Raw genomic sequence first — 22,004 nt, forward strand, 5'->3', positions numbered from 1 at the left:
TTAACGCCCAATGATTGTAACGTTTTTTTAGGCTGGAGCACCTTAAAACTGGCAGTTAAACTGTCAGGTAAATTATCTCTTCGTGGATTTGGCGGAACATGGAACTGAAAGCAACCTCGTTAGGCAAACGCCTGGCGCAACACCCTTACGACAGGGTGGTTCTCCTTAATGCCGGGGTGAAAGTCTCCGGGGAACGCCACGAATACCTTATTCCGTTTAATCAGCTTCTGGCTATCCACTGTAAACGCGGGCTGGTGTGGGGCGAGCTGGAGTTCGTTCTGCCTGACGATAAAGTCGTGCGTCTTCACGGCACCGAGTGGTCGGAAACCCAGCGTTTCCATCATCACCTGAACGCACTCTGGCAGCAGTGGAGCCAGGATATGAGCGTAATTGCCGCCCAGGTGCTCCAGCAGGTGCTGGACGATATCGCGCAGAGCAACGCACAACACGCGTGGCTGACCCGTCAGCAGACCGCCGGGCTGCAGCAAAAGATCCGACAGGCACTCTCGGCGCTGCCGCTCTCCGTGACGCGTCTCGACGAGTTTGACAACTGTCGCGACGCCTGGCGGCAGTGTCAGGCGTGGCTGAATGATAAGGATAAAAGCCGTCTCGCCCATAACCAGGCCTGGACGGACGCCATGCTCACCCAATACGCCGACTTTTTCAGTACGGTGGAATCTTCACCGCTCAATCCGGCCCAGGCGCGCGCGGTGGTCAACGGCGAGCAGTCGCTGCTGGTGCTGGCCGGGGCCGGTAGCGGTAAAACGTCGGTACTGGTGGCGCGTGCCGGCTGGCTGCTGACGACCGGAGAAGCGGTAGCCGATCAAATTCTGCTTCTGGCCTTTGGCCGCAAGGCTGCCCAGGAGATGGACGAACGTATCCAGGAGCGTCTGCACACCCGGGATATCACGGCCAGGACCTTCCATGCCCTTGCGCTGCATATTATTCAGCAGGGCAGTAAAAAAGTGCCTTCAATCAGTAAGCTGGAAAACGACGCGCAGGCGCGTCAGGCGCTGTTCATCAAAACGTGGCGCCAGCAGTGCAGTGAGAAAAAAGCGCAGGCGAAAGGGTGGCGTCAGTGGCTGGAGGAGGAGCTCAGCTGGGAGGTGCCAGAGGGCAGCTTCTGGCAGGACGATAAGCTGGCACGTCGGCTGGGTTCGCGACTTGACCGCTGGGTCAGCCTGATGCGAATGCACGGCGGATCGCAGGCAGAGATGATTGAAAGCGCGCCTGAGGCGATCCGCGATCTGTTTTCGAAGCGGGTCAAGCTGATGGCTCCGCTGCTGAAAGCCTGGAAAACCGCGCTGAAAGAGGAAAATGCCGTCGATTTCTCCGGTTTAATCCATCAGGCCATCATCATTCTTGAAAAGGGACGTTTTGTCAGCCCGTGGAAACACATTCTGGTGGATGAGTTCCAGGATATCTCTCCGCAGCGTGCCGCACTGCTCTCGGCGCTACGGGCGCAAAATAAACATACGTCGCTGTTTGCGGTGGGTGACGACTGGCAAGCCATCTATCGCTTCAGCGGGGCGCAGCTCTCCCTGACGACCGCGTTCCACCACTATTTTGGCGAAGGGGATCGCAGCGATCTGGACACCACCTACCGCTTCAATTCACGCATTGGTGAGATCGCCAACCGCTTTATCCAGCAAAACCCGCATCAGCTGGCCAAGCCGCTCAATAGCTTGCGCCCAGGGGATAAAAAAGCCGTCACCCTGCTTGCAGATGACCAGCTGGAGCCGCTGCTGGACAAGCTCAGCGGCTACGCGAAGCCCGATGAACGTATTCTGGTGCTGGCGCGCTACCATCACCTTAAGCCCGCGGCGCTGGAAAAAGCCGCCACCCGCTGGCCGAAACTGCAGCTTGAATTTATGACAATTCACGCCAGCAAAGGGCAGCAGGCTGACTATGTGATTGTGGTGGGGCTGAAAGAGGGGAGCGACGGTTTCCCGGCCCCGGCCCGCGAGTCGGTGATGGAAGAGGCCCTGCTGCCGGTGCCGGAAGACTTCCCGGATGCCGAAGAGCGGCGTTTGCTGTATGTGGCCATCACCCGCGCGCGGCATCGCGTGTGGCTGCTGTTCAATAAAGAGGAGCCATCCGTGTTTGTCGATATCCTGAAGAATATTGATGTGCCGGTGGCGCGTAAGCCATAACGATGTCAGGCAAGATTTTGTAGCCGGGTAAGGCGTAGCCGCCACCCGGCAAAAAAGCTACTTCAGTCTATCGGAAAGATAACGCTGATAGTCCGGAATAAGGATATCAACCGGCGAGTTAAACTGCGGCGATTCGATGATGAAATCCGCCGTCGACAGGTTTGTCGCCACCGGAATATTCCACACCGTCGCCAGGCGCAGCAGCGCTTTAACATCCGGATCGTGCGGAACCGCGTTCAGCGGGTCCCAGAAGAAGATCAGCACATCAATTTTCCCTTCGGAAATCTGCGCGCCGACCTGCTGATCGCCGCCCATCGGGCCGCTCAGCATGGCATTCACCTGCAGACCCGTTTCGCGCTGGATCAGGTTACCGGTTGTGCCGGTCGCCGACAGGGCGTGCTTTTCCAGCGAAGGCTGATGGCGGCGAACCCAGTTAAGCAGCATTTGTTTACAGTGATCGTGCGCCACAAGAGCAATGTGTTTGCGCTCAGGCAGCGTGCGTGTTGTCAGTTCCATAATCATATCCATCAGGTTAACTGACTACACGATGACGGGAACCGTCTGACGCTGCAAGAGAAAGGCGTAAAAAATGTGGCTTATGATGAAGGTTGTTGTTTTGCCCATTGTAAAAACCGGGCCCGCGTGTCGGGATCGGCCTGCTGGAACCAGAATTTTAGGCGCTGTTCCGTGAGGGTCTGGGACTGGGGAGGAATAACGTCCAGTTCAGAGACGCCGGATAAAAGCGTACTGTCATCCGCCATCATGGTGGCAAACTGCGGAAGCGATGCGCGTTTTCCCGCTTTGTTATAGGTCTGGGTCGCGGCCTCGTAATCCGGGCCTTTCGGCGAGGTCGTTAACGCCAGAATATCCAGCTTCACCGGAATCGGCATCGCATTCCCGTCCAGCAGTTCAACGCGGGGTGAAGCGTCGAAGGCCACAGATTCCTTCTCCGTTTCAAGGCGAGGCAGGGTGATGTTCACCTGACTGATTTGCCGGGTATTAAAGCTGACGATCAGCGGCGGGGAAATGTACATCCGTTGCTCGTGATTAGCCAGACCGATCGACTTTTCTACCCGAAAGACCAGCTGATGCGGCCCGTTATCTAACTCGATGCTGTCTGCACCGCGCAATAACGAGCTGGAGACCTTTTTTCCGTCCAGTACAAGAAGATCAATGTCGGTAGAGAGCCGGAGCGTGGTAGCAAAAACGCAGACCGGCATCACTAACGCAATCAGGGCAGTGGCAATACCGGTTTTCATAGAAGGCTCCCGTCAGAAATCCTGTCGCCGCATTAATGTATCTAAATTTTTCGATAATCACGTTTACTAACATATAGACATATTTCGCCGTTTTGCCCTCATGCATCTGTATGGGATGGATGGTTGAGATGTGCGGTTTGGCGTACACTTTTAAAAAAGCCAGGAGAAAAGCCATGAAAGAGAACGATATTGCCGAGATTCTGACATCCACGCGTACCATTGCGCTGGTGGGCGCGAGCGATAAACCCGATCGTCCAAGCTATCGGGTGATGAAATACCTTCTCGATCAGGGCTATCACGTTATCCCGGTCTCACCAAAAGTGGCGGGGAAAACATTGCTGGGTCAGCAGGGTTACGCCACGCTCGCGGACGTGCCGGAAAAAATTGATATGGTCGATGTCTTCCGTAATTCCGAGGCGGCGTGGGAAGTGGCGCAGGATGCTATCGCCGTAGGGGCGAAAACGCTGTGGATGCAGCTGGGCGTGATTAACGAGCAGGCCGCCGTGCTGGCGCGGGATGCGGGGTTGAAGGTCGTCATGGATCGCTGTCCGGCGATCGACATCCCCCGTCTGGGGCTGGCGAAGTAATAAAAAAAAGCCCGTTCATCGGGCTTTTTTTACACGCTTAGTTCCGCAGGCGCGGAGCCTGTAACTGTTTGCGGATAGTCTGAGCAAGTTCATCCATTGTGGGTTGCTCCGGATGCTCTTCCTGCAGCTCGCTACTCAGCTGCGCTTCGGCCAGATAGGTGTGAACGGGTTGTCCATCATCACCTTCCATTACCACATGGTACCAGGGCGCGGCGCGAAGCTCTGCGTTCACCGCCAGCTCGTCTGCTGACGGTTCATCAAGGGAATACTCCGGGTCGATATCCACGACCACACCCAAATACCCTAGCAAAGTGTGGCGGACCTGCTGGCCGATACCGAATTTGCTGGCAATCATAGTCACCTCCCGGGAAATACGACTTACACGTTATGTGCGGGCAATATTTCTCTTTTCAAGTTACATGACGCGACAGGCAAACCCTTTCAGATACAGTCCTTCCGGGTAGGTAGCAATCACGGGGTGATCGGCTGCCTGACGGAACTGCTCTATAAATTGTACATCACGGCCAGCATCTATTGCGGCATCGGCGATGATTTTCTGAAATAAATCTGTGGTCATCAGGCCGGAGCAGGAGAAGGTGAGCAGAACCCCGCCCGGGTTCAGCAGCTGGATAGCCAGCATGTTGATATCTTTATACCCGCGGCACGCGCCCATCAGCTGGCTTTTGTTTTCCACAAACTTTGGTGGATCCATCACGATGACGTCGAACTTCTCGCCCTGGTCGCGATATTTACGCAGCAGCTTGAACACGTCATCGCGTACAAACTCCGCTTTGCTCAAGTCCAGCTTGTTGAGCTCGACGTTCTGTTTTGCCACGTCCAGCGCTTCCTGCGACGTGTCCACGCTCACTACCTGGGCACAGCCGCCCATCAGTGCCGAAACGGCAAAACCGCCGGTATAGGAGAAGCAGTTCAGCACGCGTTTGTCGGCAACGTACTGACGCGTAGCCAGACGGCTGTCGCGCTGGTCGAGGTAGTAACCGGTTTTGTGCCCGCCCTGAATATCCACCAGCAGCTTCATGCCGTGCTCTTCAATCGGCAGCAGGGCCGGTGGCAGTTCGCCCGTTACGGGTCCCTGAGTCAGCTCCATGCCTTCTTTTTTGCGCACCGCCACATCGCTGCGGTCGTAAATTGCGCATTCCGGGAATAGCGTTTGCAGCGCGCTAATCAGCGCGGCGCGCTGGTATTCCGCTCCGGCGCTCAGGAGCTGCAGCACCAGGAAGTTACCGAAGCGATCGATGGTCACGCCCGGCAGGCCGTCGGACTCACCGGCAATCAGACGGTAGCTGTCCAGCCCGTCGCGTTTTGCCAGCCAGTCGCGCCACTGCTGCGCCTGCTGCAGGCGGCGGACGAAGAAGTCGATGTCGATGGTTTCATCTTTATCAAACGTCCAGACGCGAGCCCGGATCTGGGACGCTGGCGAGTAGGCGCCGCGCGCTAACCATTTCCCCTGATGGTCAACGATATCAATGGTTTCACCGAGGCTGGCTTTGCCTTCCATACGGGCAACCGCGCCGGAAAAGACCCAGGGATGACGGCGCAGTAATGATTTCTCGCGCCCTTTGGCTAACACTAAACGTACACTCATAATTTGCTGTTCTGTCGATTTCAGGAAATGGCGCGTAGATTACCACATTCAGCAAGGCGCAATCATCTGCGGATACCGTTGAGCGTTTCGGCACAAAATTAAATCGCTTAGGCACATTCCGGCATTGCAGCAGGCTTTACAGTAGGGCTTCCGGTACAGCAGAGGGAGCACCCATGAAAAAGCGCAGTGTGATAGCCATAGCCGCTCTGGCGGCGATGAGTTTTCAGGTTTTAGCAACAACGCCTTTCGACGTCACCAGCCGGGATATTTCCGGCGAAAGGCGGCTGGCGCAACAGCAGGTATTTGAGGGATTTGGCTGCCACGGTGGGAATATCTCACCGCAGCTGGCATGGAAAAATCCGCCTGCCGGTACGAAAAGTTTTGCCGTCACGGTATATGACCCGGATGCGCCCACCGGCAGCGGCTGGTGGCACTGGACCGTAGCCAATATTCCGGCGAAGACAATGACGCTGCCCGCTGATGCCGGTAACCCGAACGGCGAGAAATTACCTGCCGGCGTTGTGCAGGGGCGTAATGATTTCGGCTATTCTGGATTCGGCGGCGCATGTCCACCCGAAGGGGACAAGCCTCACCGCTATCAGATTACCGTCTGGGCCCTGGACGTGGATAAACTGCCCGTCGACAACAATGCCAGCGGCGCGCTGGTCGGTTTTATGCTCAATAGTCACGTTCTGGCAAAGGCTCAGTTAACAGCAACCTACAGCAGATAAGGATGGCAGGGTGCAGGAGTTTCATTTTCGACATAACCATCTTACCGCGGGTGAAGTGACTGCCAGCAAAATGCATCGCCTGCACCAGGTTAAGCTCTTTTTTCCGGCTATTTGTCATATCACTCACGGCACTAAGGTGATAGTTCAGGATGATAACCGCCTGGAGGCGACACGGGATGAGCTCATCATTATCCCGGCCAATACGGCGATGGAGATTATCAATCAGCCTGTAAACGGTCTGTTTCACTCGGATTTGCTGATGTTATCCCCGGAGATCGTCGCCGAGTTTAAGGCGCATTACCTGAAATCCTGGCCGCGCACGACGCTGCATTCGCTCTGCGCCCCGCTGAGCGAGGGGTTGGCGTTTATGTGGGACAATCTGCTGCACGCCGTGCGTCAGGATTTACCGGAGGCGCTACAAAAGCATCAGGCTTTCGGCCTTTTGCTGGCCCTGCTGCACGATGGCGTGGCGGGTCCGCTGCTTGTTGAGCGCAACAGTAACCTGACCGAGCAGGTGCGGCAGTTCATTATGCTGTCGCCCGCCAGAGACTGGACCGCGCAGGACGTTGCCAGCCGTCTGGCCTTAAGCGTGCCGACGCTGCGCAGACGCTTGCGTGAAGAGTCGCAGAGTTTTCGCCAGATCGTGGAGGAGGTGAGGATGGCCGTTGCTTTGTCACAGCTCCAGTCAACCCGATTACCGATTGGCGAAATCGCATTACAATGTGGGTATCTTTCCAGCTCTCGTTTCACCGCCCGTTTCCGGCAGCACTATGGCTGTTTGCCGAAAACGCTACGTTAAGGAGAAGAAAAATGTCCAAAGTCTGCATTATTGCCTGGGTTCACGGCGTTGTTCAGGGCGTGGGGTTCCGCTACAGCACCCAGCGCGAAGCGGTTGAGCTTGGGCTCACGGGATACGCGCGAAATAGGGACGACGGCAGCGTTGAGGTGGTCGCCTGCGGCGAAGCGGAGCAGGTCGACAAGCTGGTGGCGTGGCTGAAAGCGGGCGGGCCGCGCAGCGCACGGGTTGATAAGGTGTTAACGGAACCGCATCAACCCGGGCGGGAATACGTAAACTTCGGGATTCGGTATTAAATACACTTCACCGGCTTAGGCAGGCCGGCAATTTTGGTGGCCTGTTTTGCCGGGCCTTTCGGGAACAGACGATACAGATAGCGGCTGTTGCCTTTCTCTTCGCCGAACTTATTGGCCATGGCTTTGACCAGCATGCGGATCGCCGGAGAGGTGTTGAATTCAAGATAGAACTCGCGAACAAAACGCACCACTTCCCAGTGTTCGGGGGAGAGGGTAATCCCTTCGTTTTCCGCAATTTTCTCCGCCAGCGGCTCGCTCCAGAGCGTCGTATCTTTCAGATAGCCTTCGCTATCGGTCTCAATTTCCTGGCCTGCAAAAATGAACATAATCTTCTGTCGTCTGTGAAAAAAACGGCGACAGTGTAGCAAAAAAGCCGCCGAAGGATAAGCCGTGCCCTACAGGAGCAGTTGCAGCAGATTGTTGGCATTAAGCTTTTTCAGCGCGTTGCATTTATGGGTCGAAACCTGCTTCTCAGACATACGCGTCACGATGGCAATGTGGCGTACCGGCAAGCCGGTAAGCATCAGATCGAGCACGTTGAATTCAAGGCCGGTAAGACAGCAGTCAAGACTTCGGACGCGGCGAGGCTCTTTTGCCAGCAAATATGCCGCATCAGCGACGGCGATCCGGTCATCGATGATATAAAGGGTCAACGTACTGAAACGCTTGCGTAAATGCGTCGCCAGCGCCCACCCCTTTTCATTGCAGACCAGATACAGGCTGCCTTGCCAGCGGGCGGCTTCCAGTCTGAGCAAAATGTTTATCAATGCCTGATGCGTACCCGCCACGGAAAAACGGCAGCGTACGACAACCACGCGGCGGGTAAGCAGCGCTGGCTGCCATTGCACGGTGTCGCTTTGGACCTCTGGCTGAACGCCCCGACGCAGCAGCGCGTAGCGCAACCCTTCGGCGTAAAATCGATTATTGTCGAGAATAGCGTAACTCACGGTGACCTCGTTATAACGTGCTGGGCGTATAGATAACGCGCAGCGTGCCGGTATAGTCGCCCGCGTTTTTGCTGCTGGCGGCAAACGCGGGGGTTTTCAGGATAATAGGGGCAGGAATGCACAATACGCTCTCGCGTCCGCCGGGCAGCACGACCTGACGCAGATGCTGCGGATCGTTCGTGCCTTGCCAGACCAGGGTTTTACCGTTCGCGACGGCTTCGGTTGCGCCTGTTATTGGATTGGTGACGGAGACCCGATAATCGAGACGATCCCGCGCATCGGTCTGGCTACCGCCGCGTCGCCTGATAGAAAACGCGCCTTCGGCACGATCCGCTGAGGGGAGTCCGTCATCTTCAAAGCGAAGATAGGCGCGGGTGCTGGTGCTGTTTTTGCCGTCGTACAGGCACATATCCAGCGAGTTTTCACCCTGGATCTCACTACCTCCCGGCCGCCCCGGGAAGTTGGTCAGGTTGAGGTTAACGATGGGCGTTGAGTGCGGAAATGCCGGCAGATAAATCTGCTGATTACCCGGATCGACCACCTCAATGCGAATGTTTGCCTGCCACCTGGCGATGGTGAGGTAGCCAGGGCATCCGACGTTGACGTCATTGAAGTTTCCGCCACAGTCGGCGCTCCCCCATTGACGCAGGTTCTGCTTCAGCGTTGCGGTCCAGATCCCCGGCAGGGCGAGCTTATCCAGTTCGCTTTTCACAATATAGAAATCGAAATAGGGCTCTCTGTTCCAGGCGCTGAGATCGCCCGTTCCCCCTGTGACAAAACTGGCGAAGGTAAAGACTTTATTGTTGATAAACATGTAGTGATCGCCATATACCTTGATATCCACCGTCTTGCTGGTGAGGGCATGCGTGAAACGTAAATTGATGGCATAGGGCGCGGCCGGGTTAGCTGAGAACCAGACCGGTGAGTTCATGCAGGCCCCATTCGTGGTATCAGTTCGGGACTCACAGGTCAGGGTATTACGTCCCCACTTTTGCGGGTCGGCGAGGTCATAGCCGCCCGATTCATGAAACCAGATATCGAAACGCGCAGGCGGTGCCGTACGATCGAAGCTGATCCCAACGCTGGTGTTTCGTCCCGCAGGGGCGCCCGCCAGCGCCTGGCCTGTCCACAGGCTTAAGAACAGTAATATAAAGAAGCACTTAATCACATCATTTCCCTTTAGTGAGGTTGTCGGCGTTCATTGCAGTTGGACCGGCAAGTACCGATCGTCCGGCGAGCATCAGCTGCGCCTGCTGCTGGACGGCATCCGGCAGGGCGGAGAAGGTTAACTCCCGGCAAGGAATTGAGCCGACATAGCGCACCACGTCGCGCATACTTTTCACGTTGAGTTCGCACTGATAAAACTGCTGCTGGCGCACCAGGTAGAGGTTATGCAGCAGGGCATCGCTCTGGGCGCTGAATCCGCCATTGCCAAGATCGCTCCAGCCGTTAACGTTCAGCGGCACGCCACCGATAAACGGCGAATGACGCTCGTCGGTTAACTGGCCGAGCCAGGTGTAGCTTGCGGTGGTTTGCACATCCCGACGCAGCAGTTTGCCAGGCACCATAAACAGCGTTCTGCTGCCTGAACCTTGCGTGATCTCACTGCTGGCTCCCCGGGACACGTCCAGCGATTCGTTAATCGTCAACGTTGTCTGCTGGTAGCCCGGCACTGCGAAGAGGGCGCGGTTATTGCCCGGAATGTCTGCGCTCCCGCTGTTATCCAGCGACACGGCAACGCTAGGAGCCTGGGTATCTTCCGGTGTGGCAACGTTAACCGCGACGGCGGAAGCAGGACGACCGTCGCTCCAGCGTCCCAGCCACAGGCCAGAACGCGACAGCGCAAGGGTCGAGCTGTAGTTGCCGCTGCTGCTCAGCGTATGGCGCCTGTCCTGACGATCCCAGGCGTCGCTGACGGTCAGGCTGCCGTTGCCGTATCGCCCGCCCTGGCGCGTATAGGCTGAGGTATTCAGCGAGTCGCTGTTAATGCCCGACGCGCTCAGACCATACTCGTTTTCGCCGCGTGCATCGGCGTACCAGTTATGCGCCACGTTGTAGCTCAGCTGATTTTTTTCATGCTGCTGGTGCTGCCAGGTCGCGCCCATAGAGGTATAGCTCGAGGCATCACCCTGACGGTTATGCGCCATGGACAGGCTCACGCTCAGGTAGCCGCCTTTGTCCCTGCCGTCGCGGGCGTCATCGTGACGCATGAACAGGTTAATGCTGCTGTTAATGTTGAGGCCTCGGGTGCTAAAGGCATTGCTCAGCCCTCCCTGCCAGGCGCGCGAGCGCGAGCGGGTCATATAGACCGATTCCCACGGCAAACCCGCATCGTGGCGATCGTCGCTGTCCGGGAGCTCCCGACGTGAAACGTACCGTCCTTCGTTGCGGTTATCCGAATATCCGAGGCTCGCATACCAGGCCCCGACAGGGACGGAAAACATCACCGAGAGGGTGCGATAGCAGCCGTTCACGGCGTCAAACCCCGCGCTTCGGGTGTTGCAGTTTTCCGCTGATAGCGCGTTGCGATAGAGGCTCAGCGAAAAACCGTCGTTGTAGCTGATTTGCTGAATATTGCCGCGCTGGCCTTCGCTGCCGTAAAGGTAGCTAAACCGGGTACTCAGCACGCCGTCGATCGGGCCCGCGTTGAAGCCCCGGCTCCAGTCGAGCGCATTTTCCAGGAAACGCTGGTTTTTCTTTATCGTTGCTCCGCTGGTCAGCGCCAGGGTCGGGGTGACGGGCAGGCGCACACCCGCCTGCGCAACCGCGCTGCGTTCTTCGTTCCGATCGCTATTGTCGGTTTCACCCGCCTGCAGGAACCACTCGACGCGGTCAAATGGCGTAATGCCGGTTCGGGTAAACGGCACCTGCTCGGTACGCGTCAGCCGGTTATTTTCATAGATGGAGAGCGTCACGGTGTAGCTCCCGTCCGGAAACGATCGCGTGTCGAGGGTTTGCGCCCCGGCATTCAGATAAAAGCTGGCCAGCAGCTGATTGCCACGGCGGGCGTCGATACGCGCGTCATGGGAAAGCAGTACGGTGACAGGCGTTCCCTTTGACTGCTGAACCGGATTAATCCACGCCCGTGTTGAACCCGTGCGCAGACCGCGAATTTTGCCCAGCGGCAGCTGGCTGAGGTTGATATTCCCGCCGGCATTACTGAACAGATCGCGGGTATCCATCTCGCCCAGCTGGACATAGTACTGACGCAGGATATCCTGGCGGAACCAGGCGTTGTTGACGGTGATTTCCTGCTGCTGCTGACGCCGTGAACGCTGTCCCAGCCAGGTCCAGTCGAGATTAACATAGCCGTCCTGCGTGAGCGCCAGCGCGCCGTTGCCCTGCACGGTAGCCGACTGATAATCCCTGTCGGCAACGAAGTTAATATTCTGCTGATGGATCAGCGCATTTTCGGTGTCCTGCGTGGGCTGATACCACTGATTTTCCGCGGTGGCTTTAGGCAGAAATTTCTTGTCCAAAAACAGGCTAATACGGGCGTTATTCTCATCATAGATAATGGCCGCGCGGTCGGTATCAATGTAATCGCAGCCCGCTGCGGAGCCGTTGCTGCTGCAGGCCAGGTTGCCGTTACGGGCAAGCGGAACGGCCAGCGCGGCAGACACGGTGCCAACGAGAGCAGGGTCGTCGTTAAACCGACGTTTGATGGCCGCAACCACGGTTTCAGGTGCGACAAAACTGACCGTTTCAAGCGTGATATCCGTTTCAAAAAGTCCAAGCGACTCGCCGTAGAGGTTGACCTCTGTCCACAGGCGCTGCGTTTTAGCCAGATCTTCAAAACCTGCCGGGACGGCCATCCCGGCGCAGGCGAGTTGGATGGATGCGGGTAACAAAGCAACAAAGAGGAGAGTATTTCTGTGAAACGCCATGAACGAGCCTCGACATCATCCTGACGTCAGAGGGTGGGCACCCTCTGACGTTATTCCTTAGGTGCTGTGGTGTTACGCACCGCCTTCCGTGGTAGTCGCCTGCGTCAGCATCAGGCTGACAACGCCGCTGTACTGACCGGTTTTCAGAATGCCTTTGGTGGTCTGAGAAATGGTCAGCGGCAGTACCGCTGAACCGTTTTCAATGCTTCCCGGGAACAGTTCGGTACCGGTATATTCCACATCGGCGGTAGAGAGGGTTTTGTCGCCCAACTTCACCGTCATTGGGATGGTCTCAGCACCGTCGGCGTTTGCCAGCTTCGCGGCGCTTACCAGACGGACTTTCACGTTGCTGGTGGCGGAGTTAGACCACACCTTGGTATTCAGGCGATAGCTTTCCAGACCGCGGCCAGGCAGATACTGCATATCGATGCTTGCCGGCAGCGGCGTGTTATCGGCCTGGGTCATGTCCAGCTGTGAATCAACGCTGGCGTTGACGGTAATATCTTTTTGGATCGCCAGCGCGCTAACGGACGTGGTCATCGCGGCAACAATCATCAGAGGTTTAAAGTACTTACGCATTGATATCTCCATATTTACAAATGAGCACCCTGGCTCTTTAAACAAACCCTTTGGGGTCTTTACGGTAACGTCGTGTTATTGCACGACGGGTAAATCAGCTTCTTCAGCGGTTTTATTCACCCAGTTGAAGTAGCGGAATTTATATTTCTGGCCTTGTGTATTTGTGAGCGTTTTTAATTTCCGTTCGGTATCCGGATAAATCGTCGCGTCTTCTTTCACCCATTTACACGACGAATCTGCGTCACAAATACCGATCTCTCTCAGCGGCACGCGCAGCGTACCGTTGTTTTTTAACGTGCCCCTGCGAGGGTCTATCGAGAGTGAAACCACACTTTTTTCCGGGGCGAGGTGGATCAGGGCGCCCCAGATCACATTGACGCCCAATGTCGCCGTCGCAGCCGGGCTTTCTGCCTTGCCGGGAATAATGCTGTCAGGCTGCTTTACTCCTTCAAAATAGACTCTCCAGGTGGTCTCTTTTTCCGGTGGCGTAAGCGATACCAGACGAACGACGCGCATGGCGCCTGCCGCGAGGGCAAATTTTTCGGGCGTGACAACAACGCCGCCTTCTTTCCACGAGGCCACATCAATCTCTTTTTCCTGGGCCGTGCCGGGATTAAGAATTTTCTTTTGCCTCACCCGAATGAACTGAATATCATCCGTTTTCGACGCTACCTTAATTTGCGCCGCACCGGACCTGTCCACATTCAGTTCCATGGGGTACACGCTCATATTGGCCATTGCCATTTCTGAGAAAAATGGCAATGACAGCGCGGCGACATAAAAGGCGGTTGTCATGTTCACTCTATTTTTCTGTTTCACATTCAGTCTGCCTGCTCTGAGTTCATCGGCGGCGCGTTAACACCAGGACACCGTCTGCTTTCGTATTGCTTCAGGGCAGGGAAACTTTAACCAGAACAGCGGTTTGTGAAAATTTGTATTAATTAACTCGTTAAATACAGGTTTTTATCCTGCTTTTCTGTCTTTAAGGTTGTATAGTTAAGCGAAAATACCGCGGCCAGGGATAGGAAGAAAATTCCTTCTGATGAAAAAATAAGCAGATCAGGAGGCGGTTTTCATGTCGATGTACCAGGGATTAAAAAAGCATGCGGTAACAGCCGAGAATAAAAGATGTTTTTTATATGCAATAATTCGTTGTTATTCGATCCTGAAGCACATGCAATAAGTCTTGTTGGACAACCAGAATCTGTATTAACGCTTTCGGCGCCAGCCGTGCGGCTTTTGCAGGAATTTATAAAACATAAAGGGCACGACCTGAGTCGGGAGGAATTGATCACTCGCGTTTGGGAGGAATTTGGCTTTACGCCATCGGGAAATAATCTCAATAAAGCGGTAAGCGAATTACGTAAAAGCTTCCAGTCTCTGGGAGAGGGGCACGAATTTATCGTGACCGTGCCCCGTTACGGATTTCGTTTTGATGCTGAGGTGATTTTTCAGCCCGGAGAGAATATTCCATCCGTCGATCCGCAGCCCTCGTTCGCGCCGCAAGAAGTAAAGCCTCAACGCGCCTCCATGAAAAAATGGGCGATTGTGGCCGTATTGATCGTCGCTGCGCTGGGGACGAGTCTCTACTTTAGCCGACAGCAGGGGATTTACGTTCCGGCGAAACTCAGGCCAGTTAAGGAAAAAATCGCGCGTTGCAGCATCTGGATTATCAACGATCACGGAAGACCGCTGGTGCTATCGAAATTAGCGGAGCGGCTGGAGGCTAATAACGTAGCGTGCGAACGTGAGGCGTACGACATTTATTATTTCAGCGCCCGCTTTACTATTTCCGCTGCAGATGAGGTGTTTATTGGTGCCTGTCCGGTCAGCAAAACCAGCCTGTGTAAAACCATACGTTATAAAAGCGGGGCACAAAAATGAAAATAAAACTTCTTTTTGGCGTGGGCGGTGTACTGGTTGGTTGTTCGCTGGCATTTTTTTACTATTCCGGCAGCGTGGGTAAAAAGGATGTGCTGGCCTGCAGCACTGAATTTAATTTCACGCGCAATGAGGGAAAAGCCAGTGAAGTGAAGGTCAATACCGTTGCCCAGTTCTATTTTCATCGGGACGGTACCGGGTTGACCACCTATAAAGGCGCGGCAAGGGCTGGCGGGCAATGTTTGATCGTTGACAGGGATGTGGATTTTACCTGGCAGCAGCGGGACGATGATAACGTCATCGTATTGAGCTACACCAAAACCTGGCGTCGGCACAATGACAATACGCCTGATGCTCAGTGGGGTAGCTTCGCCAATCCGACCGCACGCTACTACCTGACGATCTCTGAACTCTCGCCTTCCGTGTGGCTGATTCAGGACCGGCGCTATCCCACCTATATTTGCCGGGGTGAGTAGGGCATAAAAAAAGGAGAATGCCACAGGCATTCTCCTTTTTCGTATCCGTTGTGCTTAATCGCGGCTGGCGAAGCCCAGGATGCTCAGCAGGCTGACGAAGATGTTGTACAGCGACACATACAGGCTCACGGTGGCGCGGATATAGTTCGTCTCGCCGCCGCGAATGATGTTGCTGGTTTCAAACAGGATCGCGCCTGAAGAAATCAGAATAAACACGGCGCTGATTGCCAGATGCAGGGCAGGCAGCTGCAGGAAGATGTTTGCCACCATGCCCACCAGCACTACCACAACACCCGCCATCAGCATACCGCCGAGGAAGGACATGTCCTTGCGCGTGGTCAGCACGTAGGCCGAGCAGCAGAAGAACACCAGCGCGGTGCCGCCCAGCGCCATGCCGATAAGATCGCCCATACCGGCAGACAGATACGCATTCAGCATCGGCCCCAGGATGTAGCCCAGGAAGCCGGTGAAGGCAAACGCGGACAGAATGCCGACGGGCTTGTCAGCGGTTTTGTAGGTCAGGAACATCAGACCATACATACCCACCAGCGTCAGGATCAGCCCCGGAGACGGCAGCATCAGCACGGTGCTGGCGGTGGCGGTGATCGCCGAGAAAGCCAGCGTCAGGCTGAGCATGAAATAGGTATTGCGCAGCACCTTGTGGGTGCTGAGTAGCGATGTGCGGTCGCGTGAAGAAGTAATTATACGATCCATGAGTCACTCTCTTATGACAGATGTAATTAGTGGAAAGAATAGGAAACGGCACGCCAGTCTCAAAGTGGTTTTACCCATCTTTACTCAGCACGTTAGCGCTGGAGGCGGTTATTTCTTCTGCAGAAATCCGTTTCGCCAGTATGAACAGCGGTTTGCGACAATTTACCAGATCAAGCTCTTATAGGTTACTGAAAAATATTGCGTTATTACCATTCGAACGCTAAGAGTTATTTCCGGATCGTCATAAAACAGACTATAAGGCGAAGGAAATGAAACCACAAACACGCACTCACTTTACGCTCTCTTTGTTAACCGCAGGGATCCTGTGCGCCAGCACGGCAGCCTGGGCGGCTAACGTGCCGACAGGAACCGCGCTGGCCGACAAACAGGAACTGGTCAGAAACAACGGCAGTGAACCGGCTTCGCTCGACCCGCATAAAGTCGAAAGCGATGTCGAATTCAATATTATCAGCGATTTATTCGAAGGGCTGGTCAGCGTCTCCCCAACAGGCGAAGTCCAACCGCGACTGGCGGAAAAATGGGAGAACAAGGACAACACCGTCTGGACGTTCCATTTGCGCCCGGGCATCACCTGGAGCGACGGCACGGCGATTACCGCTGAGGATGTGGTCTGGAGCTGGCAGCGCCTGATCGATCCGAAAACGGCTTCGCCGTATGCCAGCTATCCGGGCAACATGCATATCGTCAACGCGGCCGATATTGCTCAGGGGAAAAAAGCGCCCGATACGCTGGGCGTAAAAGCGATTAACGACACTACGCTGGAAGTGACGCTCACGCAGCCAAACGCGGCCTTCCTGGCGATGCTGGCGCACCCGTCGCTGGTGCCGGTGGATAAAGTGCTGATTGGCCGCTTCGGGGATAAGTGGACCAAGCCGGAGCATTTCGTCAGCAGCGGGGCGTATAAGCTGTCGCAGTGGGTGGTCAACGAACGCATCGTGGCGGAGCGCAACCCGCGCTACTGGGATAACGCGCATACCGTGATTAACAAAGTCACCTACCTGCCCATCACGTCCGAGGCCTCGGACGTGAACCGCTATAAGGCGGGCGAAATTGATATCGTGTATACGGTGCCGATAAACCAGTTTGCCCAGCTCAAGAAAACCCTGGGCAGCGAGCTGGACGTTTCACCTCAGCTGGCGACCTATTACTACGAATTCAATACCACCCGGCCGCCGTTCAACGACGCGCGCGTGCGTAAGGCGCTGAACATGGCGCTGGATAAAGACATCATTGCCGGAAAAGTATTAGGGCAGGGGCAGCGCCCGGCGTGGCTCATCAGCCAGCCGGATATTGGCGGCGTGAAGTTACAGAACCCGGATTACGCCAGCTGGCCGCTGGACAAGCGCATCGCCGAGGCGAAAAAGCTGCTGAACGAGGCCGGATATAACGCCAGCCATCCTCTGAGCTTCAACCTGCTCTACAACACCTCTGAATCGCACCAGCGCATCGCGATTGCGGCCAGCTCCATGTGGAAGAAAAACCTTGGCGTGGAGGCAAAGCTGCAAAACCAGGAGTGGAAAACCATGCTGGATACCATGCACACCCACAACTTTGATGCGGTGCGGTACGCGTGGATTGCCGATTACGACGATGCAGCGACCTTCCTGAACAACTTCCGCACGGGAGACAGCGAAAACACCAGCCAGTACAGCAATCCGGAATACGATCGGGCGCTGCTCGATGCCGCAAAAGCCAAATCAGCGGAAGAGCGGGGTAAGTTCTACCAGCAGGCGGAAGATCTGCTGGGGCGTGATGTGCCGGCTATTCCGGTTTATCACTACGTCCGCACGCACCTGGTGAAACCGTGGGTAGGCGGATTTACGCCGGATAAGCTGGGGTACTATTTCACGAAAGACATGTACATCAAAAAACACTAGGCCTGTGCTGATAAAATCGTCGATGTGTCGTCAGTTCAACCGATTAAACACGTTTTGACTATTTTTACAGCGAACGAGTGCAGCCACTCTTTACAGCTCGCGGTGAGGTGTTTATAGTTCGCCTCACTTAGGAAGTGTGGCCGAGCGGTTGAAGGCACCGGTCTTGAAAACCGGCGACCCGAAAGGGTTCCAGAGTTCGAATCTCTGCGCTTCCGCCAGATATAAACCCCAGGTTACTCGTTAACCTGGGGTTTTTCTTTTGGATTTGCCGATCCGCCTCACACAAGCGCAGCGCCACCCGGCAATAAAGGCGACGTTTAAGAGCGGATAAAGGCCAGAATGTCCGCGTTGATAGTATCCGCGTGCGTGGTATGCATCCCGTGGGGGAAGCCCGGATAAATTTTCAGTACGCTGTTCGCCAGCAGCTTGTCCTGCAGCAGGGCTGCATTCTTATACGGCACGACCTGATCGTCATCGCCCTGCAACACCAGAACGGGAACCGTGATGGTTTTTAGATCCTCCGTCTGGTCGGTCTCTGAAAACGCCTTAATCCCCTCGTAGTGGGCCTTGGCGCTGCCGATCATTCCCTGACGCCACCAGTTTTGAATCGTGCCCTGTGAAACGTCCGCGCCATCCCGATTAAAGCCGTAGAAAGGGCCGCTGGCGACGTCGAGGTAAAACTGGGCGCGATTAGCCGCCAGCGCTTTGCGGAAGCCGTCGAAAACCTCGATGGGCGTTCCGCCGGGGTTACTGTCCGTTTTGACCATCAGCGGCGGGACGGCGCTGACGAGCACCGCTTTGGCGACGCGCCCCTGCGGTTGCCCGTACTGCGCAACATAGCGGGCGACCTGTCCGCCGCCGGTGGAGTGACCGACGTGCACGGCATTGCGCAGGTCCAGGCTTTCAACCACGGCCGACGCGTCGGCCGCGTAATGATCCATATCGTGGCCTTCACTCACCTGGTCCGAACGCCCGTGACCGCGACGATCGATAGCGATAACGCGATAGCCTTCAGCGAGGAAGAAGAGCATCTGGTTATCCCAGTCATCGGCACTTAGCGGCCAGCCGTGGTGGAAAACGATGGGTTGAGCCTCTTTTGGGCCCCAGTCTTTGTAGTAAATATTGACGCCGTCTTTCGTTGTTACGAATGCCATACCGCAGACTCCTCTGTTAAAGGCAAAACGTTCCCCGGCTGAGCGCACAGCGAATCATTAATGCCTTAATTAAGTTGGCTTTTTTCTGTTTCCCGTACCGACAGTACTCCTAAAGTGTAGGAGAAATAGTAAAAGCAGTCGGTTTCATTCCTGTGAAAGGGGCAGGACAGCGTTCAGGGGGAGGGGGAACGAATGAAGGCTCCGGAGAGATCCTCCTGAGCCTTCAGGGCAGCATTAACCGCAGGGGCGTTTAGCGGTTTTCTTCAATATAGCGGGCCAGGTCCGCCGGGGTTTTTAGCACCGTCGCCACGTCAGTTGGTGGGATCATGCAGCCGTAAATGTCCTGCACTTCCAGCACCATATCGACCGCCAGGATGGAGTCGAGAATGTCGGATTCAATCAGTTCATCGTGAAAGCCCACCTTACGGGATAACACTTTTTCGAACAGGGCGAGAATTTCTTGTTCCATAATTTTTCCTGGAGTCATTAATTTGTGCGGGCGTAAGCGTCCAGCAGCTTGCGGTCAATTTTGCCGTTAGGATTCAGCGGCAAAGCGTCTTTTACGATAATTTGTGAAGGCACCATATAGTGCGGAACGACCTTCGACAGCGACGTTTTGATGGTGTCCGGCGCCATATCCGTCACGCAGAACGCGGCAATGCGCAGCACGCTTCCGCAGGATTTCATCAGCGGCAGGACCACCGCTTCGTTGATGCCGGACATGGCCAGCAGGCGGTTCTCGATCTCGTTGATTTCAATACGGTAGCCGTTCAGTTTGACCTGGCTGTCGTTGCGGCCCTGACAGTAGATCAGCCCCGCCTCATAGCCTAGATCGCCGGTCCGGTAGCCGCGAAACGCTTCATCTTCCCGACGGAGTAATTTCGCCGCGTTCTCCTGCGGCAGGCCGAGATAGCCGCGCATGACGTTTTTACCCCAGATAATCAGCTCGCCGTCGGCGGAAATTTCCATTTTGCTCTCAGGCATCATGACCCCCACCGGCAGCACGGCGCTGTCGCTGTTCAGGATCGCATCCGTGATTTCAACCACGGTCGTCGCAATCGTCGCTTCCGTAGGGCCATAGGAGTTTATGATTTTGGCCTGCGGGAAGCGGCGGCGAAGCTGTTTAACCAGCGCTTTATTGAGCACTTCACCAATGAAGATAAAGACGTTGAGTGCGGGCAAATACTCGCTGTTGAACTGCGGGGAAAGCAGCTGCTGGTATGCAAAAGAAGGGGTGGAAACCCAGGCGGAGACCGCGTTGCTTTTCAGTCGCTCCAGCCAGTTCTCTTTCTGAATGTCTTCTTTGGCGTTCAGCACGATGTGTCCGCCCATCGCCAGATTCGCCAGCAAAGGGATCAGGGAGAGGTCAAAGCTGAATACCGCGTGGTTCATCAGGACCGGTTTTTCCGGCAGTGAAAAGTCCTGGCTGACCCATTTCATGAAGTGCCATACGCTTTCACGCCCAATCTGTACGCCTTTAGGTTTACCGGTGCTGCCTGAAGTAAACATGATGTAGGCCAGATCCTGCTCCTCCAGTACCTTGCCCGGTTCCCCGGTGGCGATGAACTGCCGGGTCGCGACGTCGTAATAGTAAGGGGCGCTGGCCAGATGGCAGATCTCCCGGAGGCGCTCCTGCGGATAGATGCAGTCCACCGGGATGTACGGAATGTTGTGCAGCAGGCAGCTATAAATCGCCACGGCGAACTCGGCCTGCTGGTGACCGTACAATACGACCGGCGTACCGGCAACAGGCTGGCAGCGCTGAAAGCGCTGCGCCCAGTCCGTCACGGCAGCGGAAAGCTGTAGCCAGCTTAAGGCTTCGTCGCTGCCGCTGATGGCCAGCTGCTGCGGGGAGGCGGGATCGCACAATGCCGCACGTAAGAAATCCTGCAGTTCCTGAAGATCGGAGTGATTTTTCATAGAGGTGACATTCCACTAAAGATGTAAAGGGATCCCGCGGCGCTTCCCAGCGTCAGAATTCGCCCTAAAAACGCAACGGCCGGATACTGCAGGCCGCGGTGCAATGCCGGGCTGCGTTTGGCTGACCACAGCAGCATATTGTGAGCGACGGAAATCGCGCCAAACAGCGCGCCGCTGATGACGTAATGGCGTTCCAGGCCATTCCATGCCCCCATGCAGAATAAGGTGCAAAAAATACCGATATTTTGCGCCAGCGTTTTGTTCTGACGGAAAAAGTTCAATTTCATCAGGTTCATATAAACGGGCATAAACACCACATCGCGCAGCCATTCAGACAGGCTGATGTGGAAGCGGCGCCAGAAATCCTGCGGGTTCTTTGCCAGAAGCGGCATGTTAAAGTTCGCCGGAATGCTGAGCCCAAACAGGCGGCCCGCGCCAATGGCCATATTGCTGTAGCCCGCAAAATCAAAGTACAGGTAGGTGCTGTAGGCAATCGACATCACCACGCCCACGGTCAGCGTAAACGGCTTATGGCTCCATGGCTGCACGACAAGGGAATCAATCAGCATGGCAAACAGGAACTTCTGGACAATGCCGGTAATGATTTGCTCCAGCGCGACTAAAAACTGTTCGCGGTTAAGGGCAAATACGGGCTTGCTGACGTCACTCATCCACGTCCGCCAGCGGTACATTGGGCCGGCCAGGATAATAAAGGGCATAAACAGATAACAGAAATAGTGCAGGAAATTCTGACCTTCTTTTTTACTGCGATAGAGCAGCACGTCCAGCGCGCGGAACGTCATAAAAGAGAGGCCGATCATGCCCCAGTGGTTATTTAAATGTAATTTCACCAGCAGTAGCGGCAATAATGTCAGAACGACCGCCTGCCACGTTTTTAACCATCCCTTCTCTTTAAGCGTGGCAAAAACATAAAAGCTGAAAAAAACGGCGGCGGGGACAATATAATCGCCCTGAAATATATATCCCCATCCCAGCGCCGTTAACACCGAGAGCGCAGATAACCAGGTCAGACGATGGCGCAATACGCGATTAACCAGCGCAAACGCCAGCGCGGATGAAAACAAATAAACAAAAAACATTCCTGAGCTGTACATCATTC

At 55.4% G+C, this 22,004-nt stretch carries 23 protein-coding genes and 1 tRNA gene; 9 read left to right on the forward strand and 15 right to left on the reverse strand.

Annotation, left to right across the window (positions count from 1 at the left end; all coding sequences use genetic code 11):
• Positions 1-98: 98 nt before the first annotated feature.
• A complete protein-coding gene (gene helD / locus ACERY3_RS03720) occupies positions 99-2,153 on the forward strand; it encodes a DNA helicase IV (protein ID WP_373225064.1) in 2,055 nt (684 codons plus the stop codon).
• 57 nt (positions 2,154-2,210) lie between these two features.
• Here helD and mgsA read toward each other — a convergent pair whose 3' ends face one another.
• Together mgsA and ACERY3_RS03730 are read right to left on the reverse strand one after the other, a co-directional pair.
• Positions 2,211-2,669, reverse strand: a complete 459-nt coding sequence (mgsA, locus tag ACERY3_RS03725; RefSeq protein WP_033145124.1) for a methylglyoxal synthase — start codon at positions 2,667-2,669, stop codon at positions 2,211-2,213.
• An 80-nt stretch (positions 2,670-2,749) separates the two neighbouring features.
• Positions 2,750-3,412 (reverse strand): DUF2057 family protein, encoded by a 663-nt coding sequence (locus ACERY3_RS03730; protein ID WP_373225065.1) that lies wholly within the window; start codon positions 3,410-3,412, stop codon positions 2,750-2,752.
• A gap of 173 nt (positions 3,413-3,585) precedes the next feature.
• On the opposite strand from ACERY3_RS03730, the gene ACERY3_RS03735 reads away from it, so the two are divergent.
• Positions 3,586-3,999: a CoA-binding protein gene (locus ACERY3_RS03735; protein ID WP_028012609.1), complete on the forward strand. Its 414-nt coding sequence runs from the start codon at positions 3,586-3,588 to the stop codon at positions 3,997-3,999.
• A gap of 37 nt (positions 4,000-4,036) precedes the next feature.
• Here the strand turns inward: ACERY3_RS03735 and hspQ are convergent, their stop codons facing one another.
• Positions 4,037-4,354, reverse strand: a complete 318-nt coding sequence (gene hspQ, locus ACERY3_RS03740) for a heat shock protein HspQ (protein WP_008499919.1) — start codon at positions 4,352-4,354, stop codon at positions 4,037-4,039.
• A 60-nt stretch (positions 4,355-4,414) separates the two neighbouring features.
• Positions 4,415-5,605: a 23S rRNA (cytosine(1962)-C(5))-methyltransferase RlmI gene (gene rlmI / locus ACERY3_RS03745; protein WP_032658151.1), complete on the reverse strand. Its 1,191-nt coding sequence runs from the start codon at positions 5,603-5,605 to the stop codon at positions 4,415-4,417.
• A 173-nt stretch (positions 5,606-5,778) separates the two neighbouring features.
• Between rlmI and ACERY3_RS03750 the strand changes: the two genes are divergently transcribed.
• From ACERY3_RS03750 to yccX, 3 genes are read left to right on the forward strand one after another with little or no spacing between them, the layout of a single operon-like run.
• Complete coding sequence (locus tag ACERY3_RS03750) at positions 5,779-6,336, forward strand: kinase inhibitor (protein WP_039261620.1); 558 nt, start codon at positions 5,779-5,781, stop codon at positions 6,334-6,336.
• Positions 6,337-6,346: 10 nt separating this feature from the next.
• Positions 6,347-7,135: an AraC family transcriptional regulator gene (locus ACERY3_RS03755; RefSeq protein WP_039261622.1), complete on the forward strand. Its 789-nt coding sequence runs from the start codon at positions 6,347-6,349 to the stop codon at positions 7,133-7,135.
• Between the two features lie 11 nt (positions 7,136-7,146).
• Positions 7,147-7,428, forward strand: coding sequence for an acylphosphatase (gene yccX, locus ACERY3_RS03760; protein WP_032658146.1), 282 nt, complete (start codon positions 7,147-7,149; stop codon positions 7,426-7,428).
• Here the strand turns inward: yccX and tusE are convergent.
• The 6 genes from tusE to ACERY3_RS03790 form a co-directional block, all read right to left on the reverse strand.
• Positions 7,425-7,754 carry a sulfurtransferase TusE gene (gene tusE, locus ACERY3_RS03765; RefSeq protein ID WP_008499913.1) on the reverse strand — a complete coding sequence of 110 codons (330 nt, stop codon included), beginning with the start codon at positions 7,752-7,754 and terminating at the stop codon, positions 7,425-7,427. The two genes, yccX and tusE, sit on opposite strands and share 4 nt — an antisense overlap.
• 69 nt (positions 7,755-7,823) lie before the next feature.
• Positions 7,824-8,375, reverse strand: a complete 552-nt coding sequence (locus ACERY3_RS03770; RefSeq protein WP_047061513.1) for a LuxR C-terminal-related transcriptional regulator — start codon at positions 8,373-8,375, stop codon at positions 7,824-7,826.
• A 10-nt stretch (positions 8,376-8,385) separates the two neighbouring features.
• Positions 8,386-9,543, reverse strand: coding sequence for a CfaE/CblD family pilus tip adhesin (locus tag ACERY3_RS03775; protein ID WP_064672239.1), 1,158 nt, complete (start codon positions 9,541-9,543; stop codon positions 8,386-8,388).
• A 1-nt stretch (position 9,544) separates the two neighbouring features.
• Positions 9,545-12,262, reverse strand: coding sequence for a TcfC E-set like domain-containing protein (locus tag ACERY3_RS03780; protein ID WP_373225067.1), 2,718 nt, complete (start codon positions 12,260-12,262; stop codon positions 9,545-9,547).
• Positions 12,263-12,334: 72 nt separating this feature from the next.
• Positions 12,335-12,841: a CS1 type fimbrial major subunit gene (locus ACERY3_RS03785; protein WP_021240847.1), complete on the reverse strand. Its 507-nt coding sequence runs from the start codon at positions 12,839-12,841 to the stop codon at positions 12,335-12,337.
• A 75-nt stretch (positions 12,842-12,916) separates the two neighbouring features.
• Complete coding sequence (locus ACERY3_RS03790) at positions 12,917-13,660, reverse strand: fimbrial protein (protein WP_045142968.1); 744 nt, start codon at positions 13,658-13,660, stop codon at positions 12,917-12,919.
• Between the two features lie 309 nt (positions 13,661-13,969).
• Here ACERY3_RS03790 and ACERY3_RS03795 point away from each other — a divergent pair, with 309 nt between their 5' ends.
• Positions 13,970-14,725 (forward strand): transcriptional regulator, encoded by a 756-nt coding sequence (locus tag ACERY3_RS03795; protein ID WP_373225069.1) that lies wholly within the window; start codon positions 13,970-13,972, stop codon positions 14,723-14,725.
• Positions 14,722-15,198 (forward strand): hypothetical protein, encoded by a 477-nt coding sequence (locus ACERY3_RS03800; protein WP_033145135.1) that lies wholly within the window; start codon positions 14,722-14,724, stop codon positions 15,196-15,198. The genes ACERY3_RS03795 and ACERY3_RS03800 overlap by 4 nt, the downstream gene beginning before the upstream one ends.
• Before the next feature lie 54 nt (positions 15,199-15,252).
• On the opposite strand, the gene yccA is transcribed toward ACERY3_RS03800, so the two are convergent.
• Positions 15,253-15,912: an FtsH protease modulator YccA gene (gene yccA, locus ACERY3_RS03805; RefSeq protein WP_023335168.1), complete on the reverse strand. Its 660-nt coding sequence runs from the start codon at positions 15,910-15,912 to the stop codon at positions 15,253-15,255.
• 269 nt (positions 15,913-16,181) lie between these two features.
• Between yccA and ACERY3_RS03810 the strand changes: the two genes are divergently transcribed.
• Together ACERY3_RS03810 and ACERY3_RS03815 are read left to right on the forward strand one after the other, a co-directional pair.
• Positions 16,182-17,810 (forward strand): ABC transporter substrate-binding protein, encoded by a 1,629-nt coding sequence (locus ACERY3_RS03810; protein WP_087822293.1) that lies wholly within the window; start codon positions 16,182-16,184, stop codon positions 17,808-17,810.
• Between the two features lie 130 nt (positions 17,811-17,940).
• Positions 17,941-18,028 (forward strand) — tRNA-Ser (locus ACERY3_RS03815).
• Positions 18,029-18,127: 99 nt separating this feature from the next.
• On the opposite strand, the gene ACERY3_RS03820 is transcribed toward ACERY3_RS03815, so the two are convergent.
• From ACERY3_RS03820 to ACERY3_RS03835, 4 genes are all read right to left on the reverse strand, one after another.
• Positions 18,128-18,964: an alpha/beta fold hydrolase gene (locus tag ACERY3_RS03820; protein WP_032658141.1), complete on the reverse strand. Its 837-nt coding sequence runs from the start codon at positions 18,962-18,964 to the stop codon at positions 18,128-18,130.
• 250 nt (positions 18,965-19,214) lie between these two features.
• Positions 19,215-19,433: an acyl carrier protein gene (locus ACERY3_RS03825; RefSeq protein ID WP_047061519.1), complete on the reverse strand. Its 219-nt coding sequence runs from the start codon at positions 19,431-19,433 to the stop codon at positions 19,215-19,217.
• 17 nt (positions 19,434-19,450) lie between these two features.
• Positions 19,451-20,884 (reverse strand): AMP-binding protein, encoded by a 1,434-nt coding sequence (locus tag ACERY3_RS03830; protein WP_058840871.1) that lies wholly within the window; start codon positions 20,882-20,884, stop codon positions 19,451-19,453.
• Positions 20,881-21,999 carry an MBOAT family O-acyltransferase gene (locus ACERY3_RS03835; RefSeq protein ID WP_373225546.1) on the reverse strand — a complete coding sequence of 373 codons (1,119 nt, stop codon included), beginning with the start codon at positions 21,997-21,999 and terminating at the stop codon, positions 20,881-20,883. The genes ACERY3_RS03830 and ACERY3_RS03835 overlap by 4 nt, the downstream gene beginning before the upstream one ends.
• Positions 22,000-22,004 lie beyond the last annotated feature (5 nt).

Origin of the sequence: Enterobacter cloacae complex sp. ESBL7 (assembly GCF_041679625.1) — a bacterium.
Lineage (GTDB): Bacteria > Pseudomonadota > Gammaproteobacteria > Enterobacterales > Enterobacteriaceae > Enterobacter > Enterobacter asburiae_B.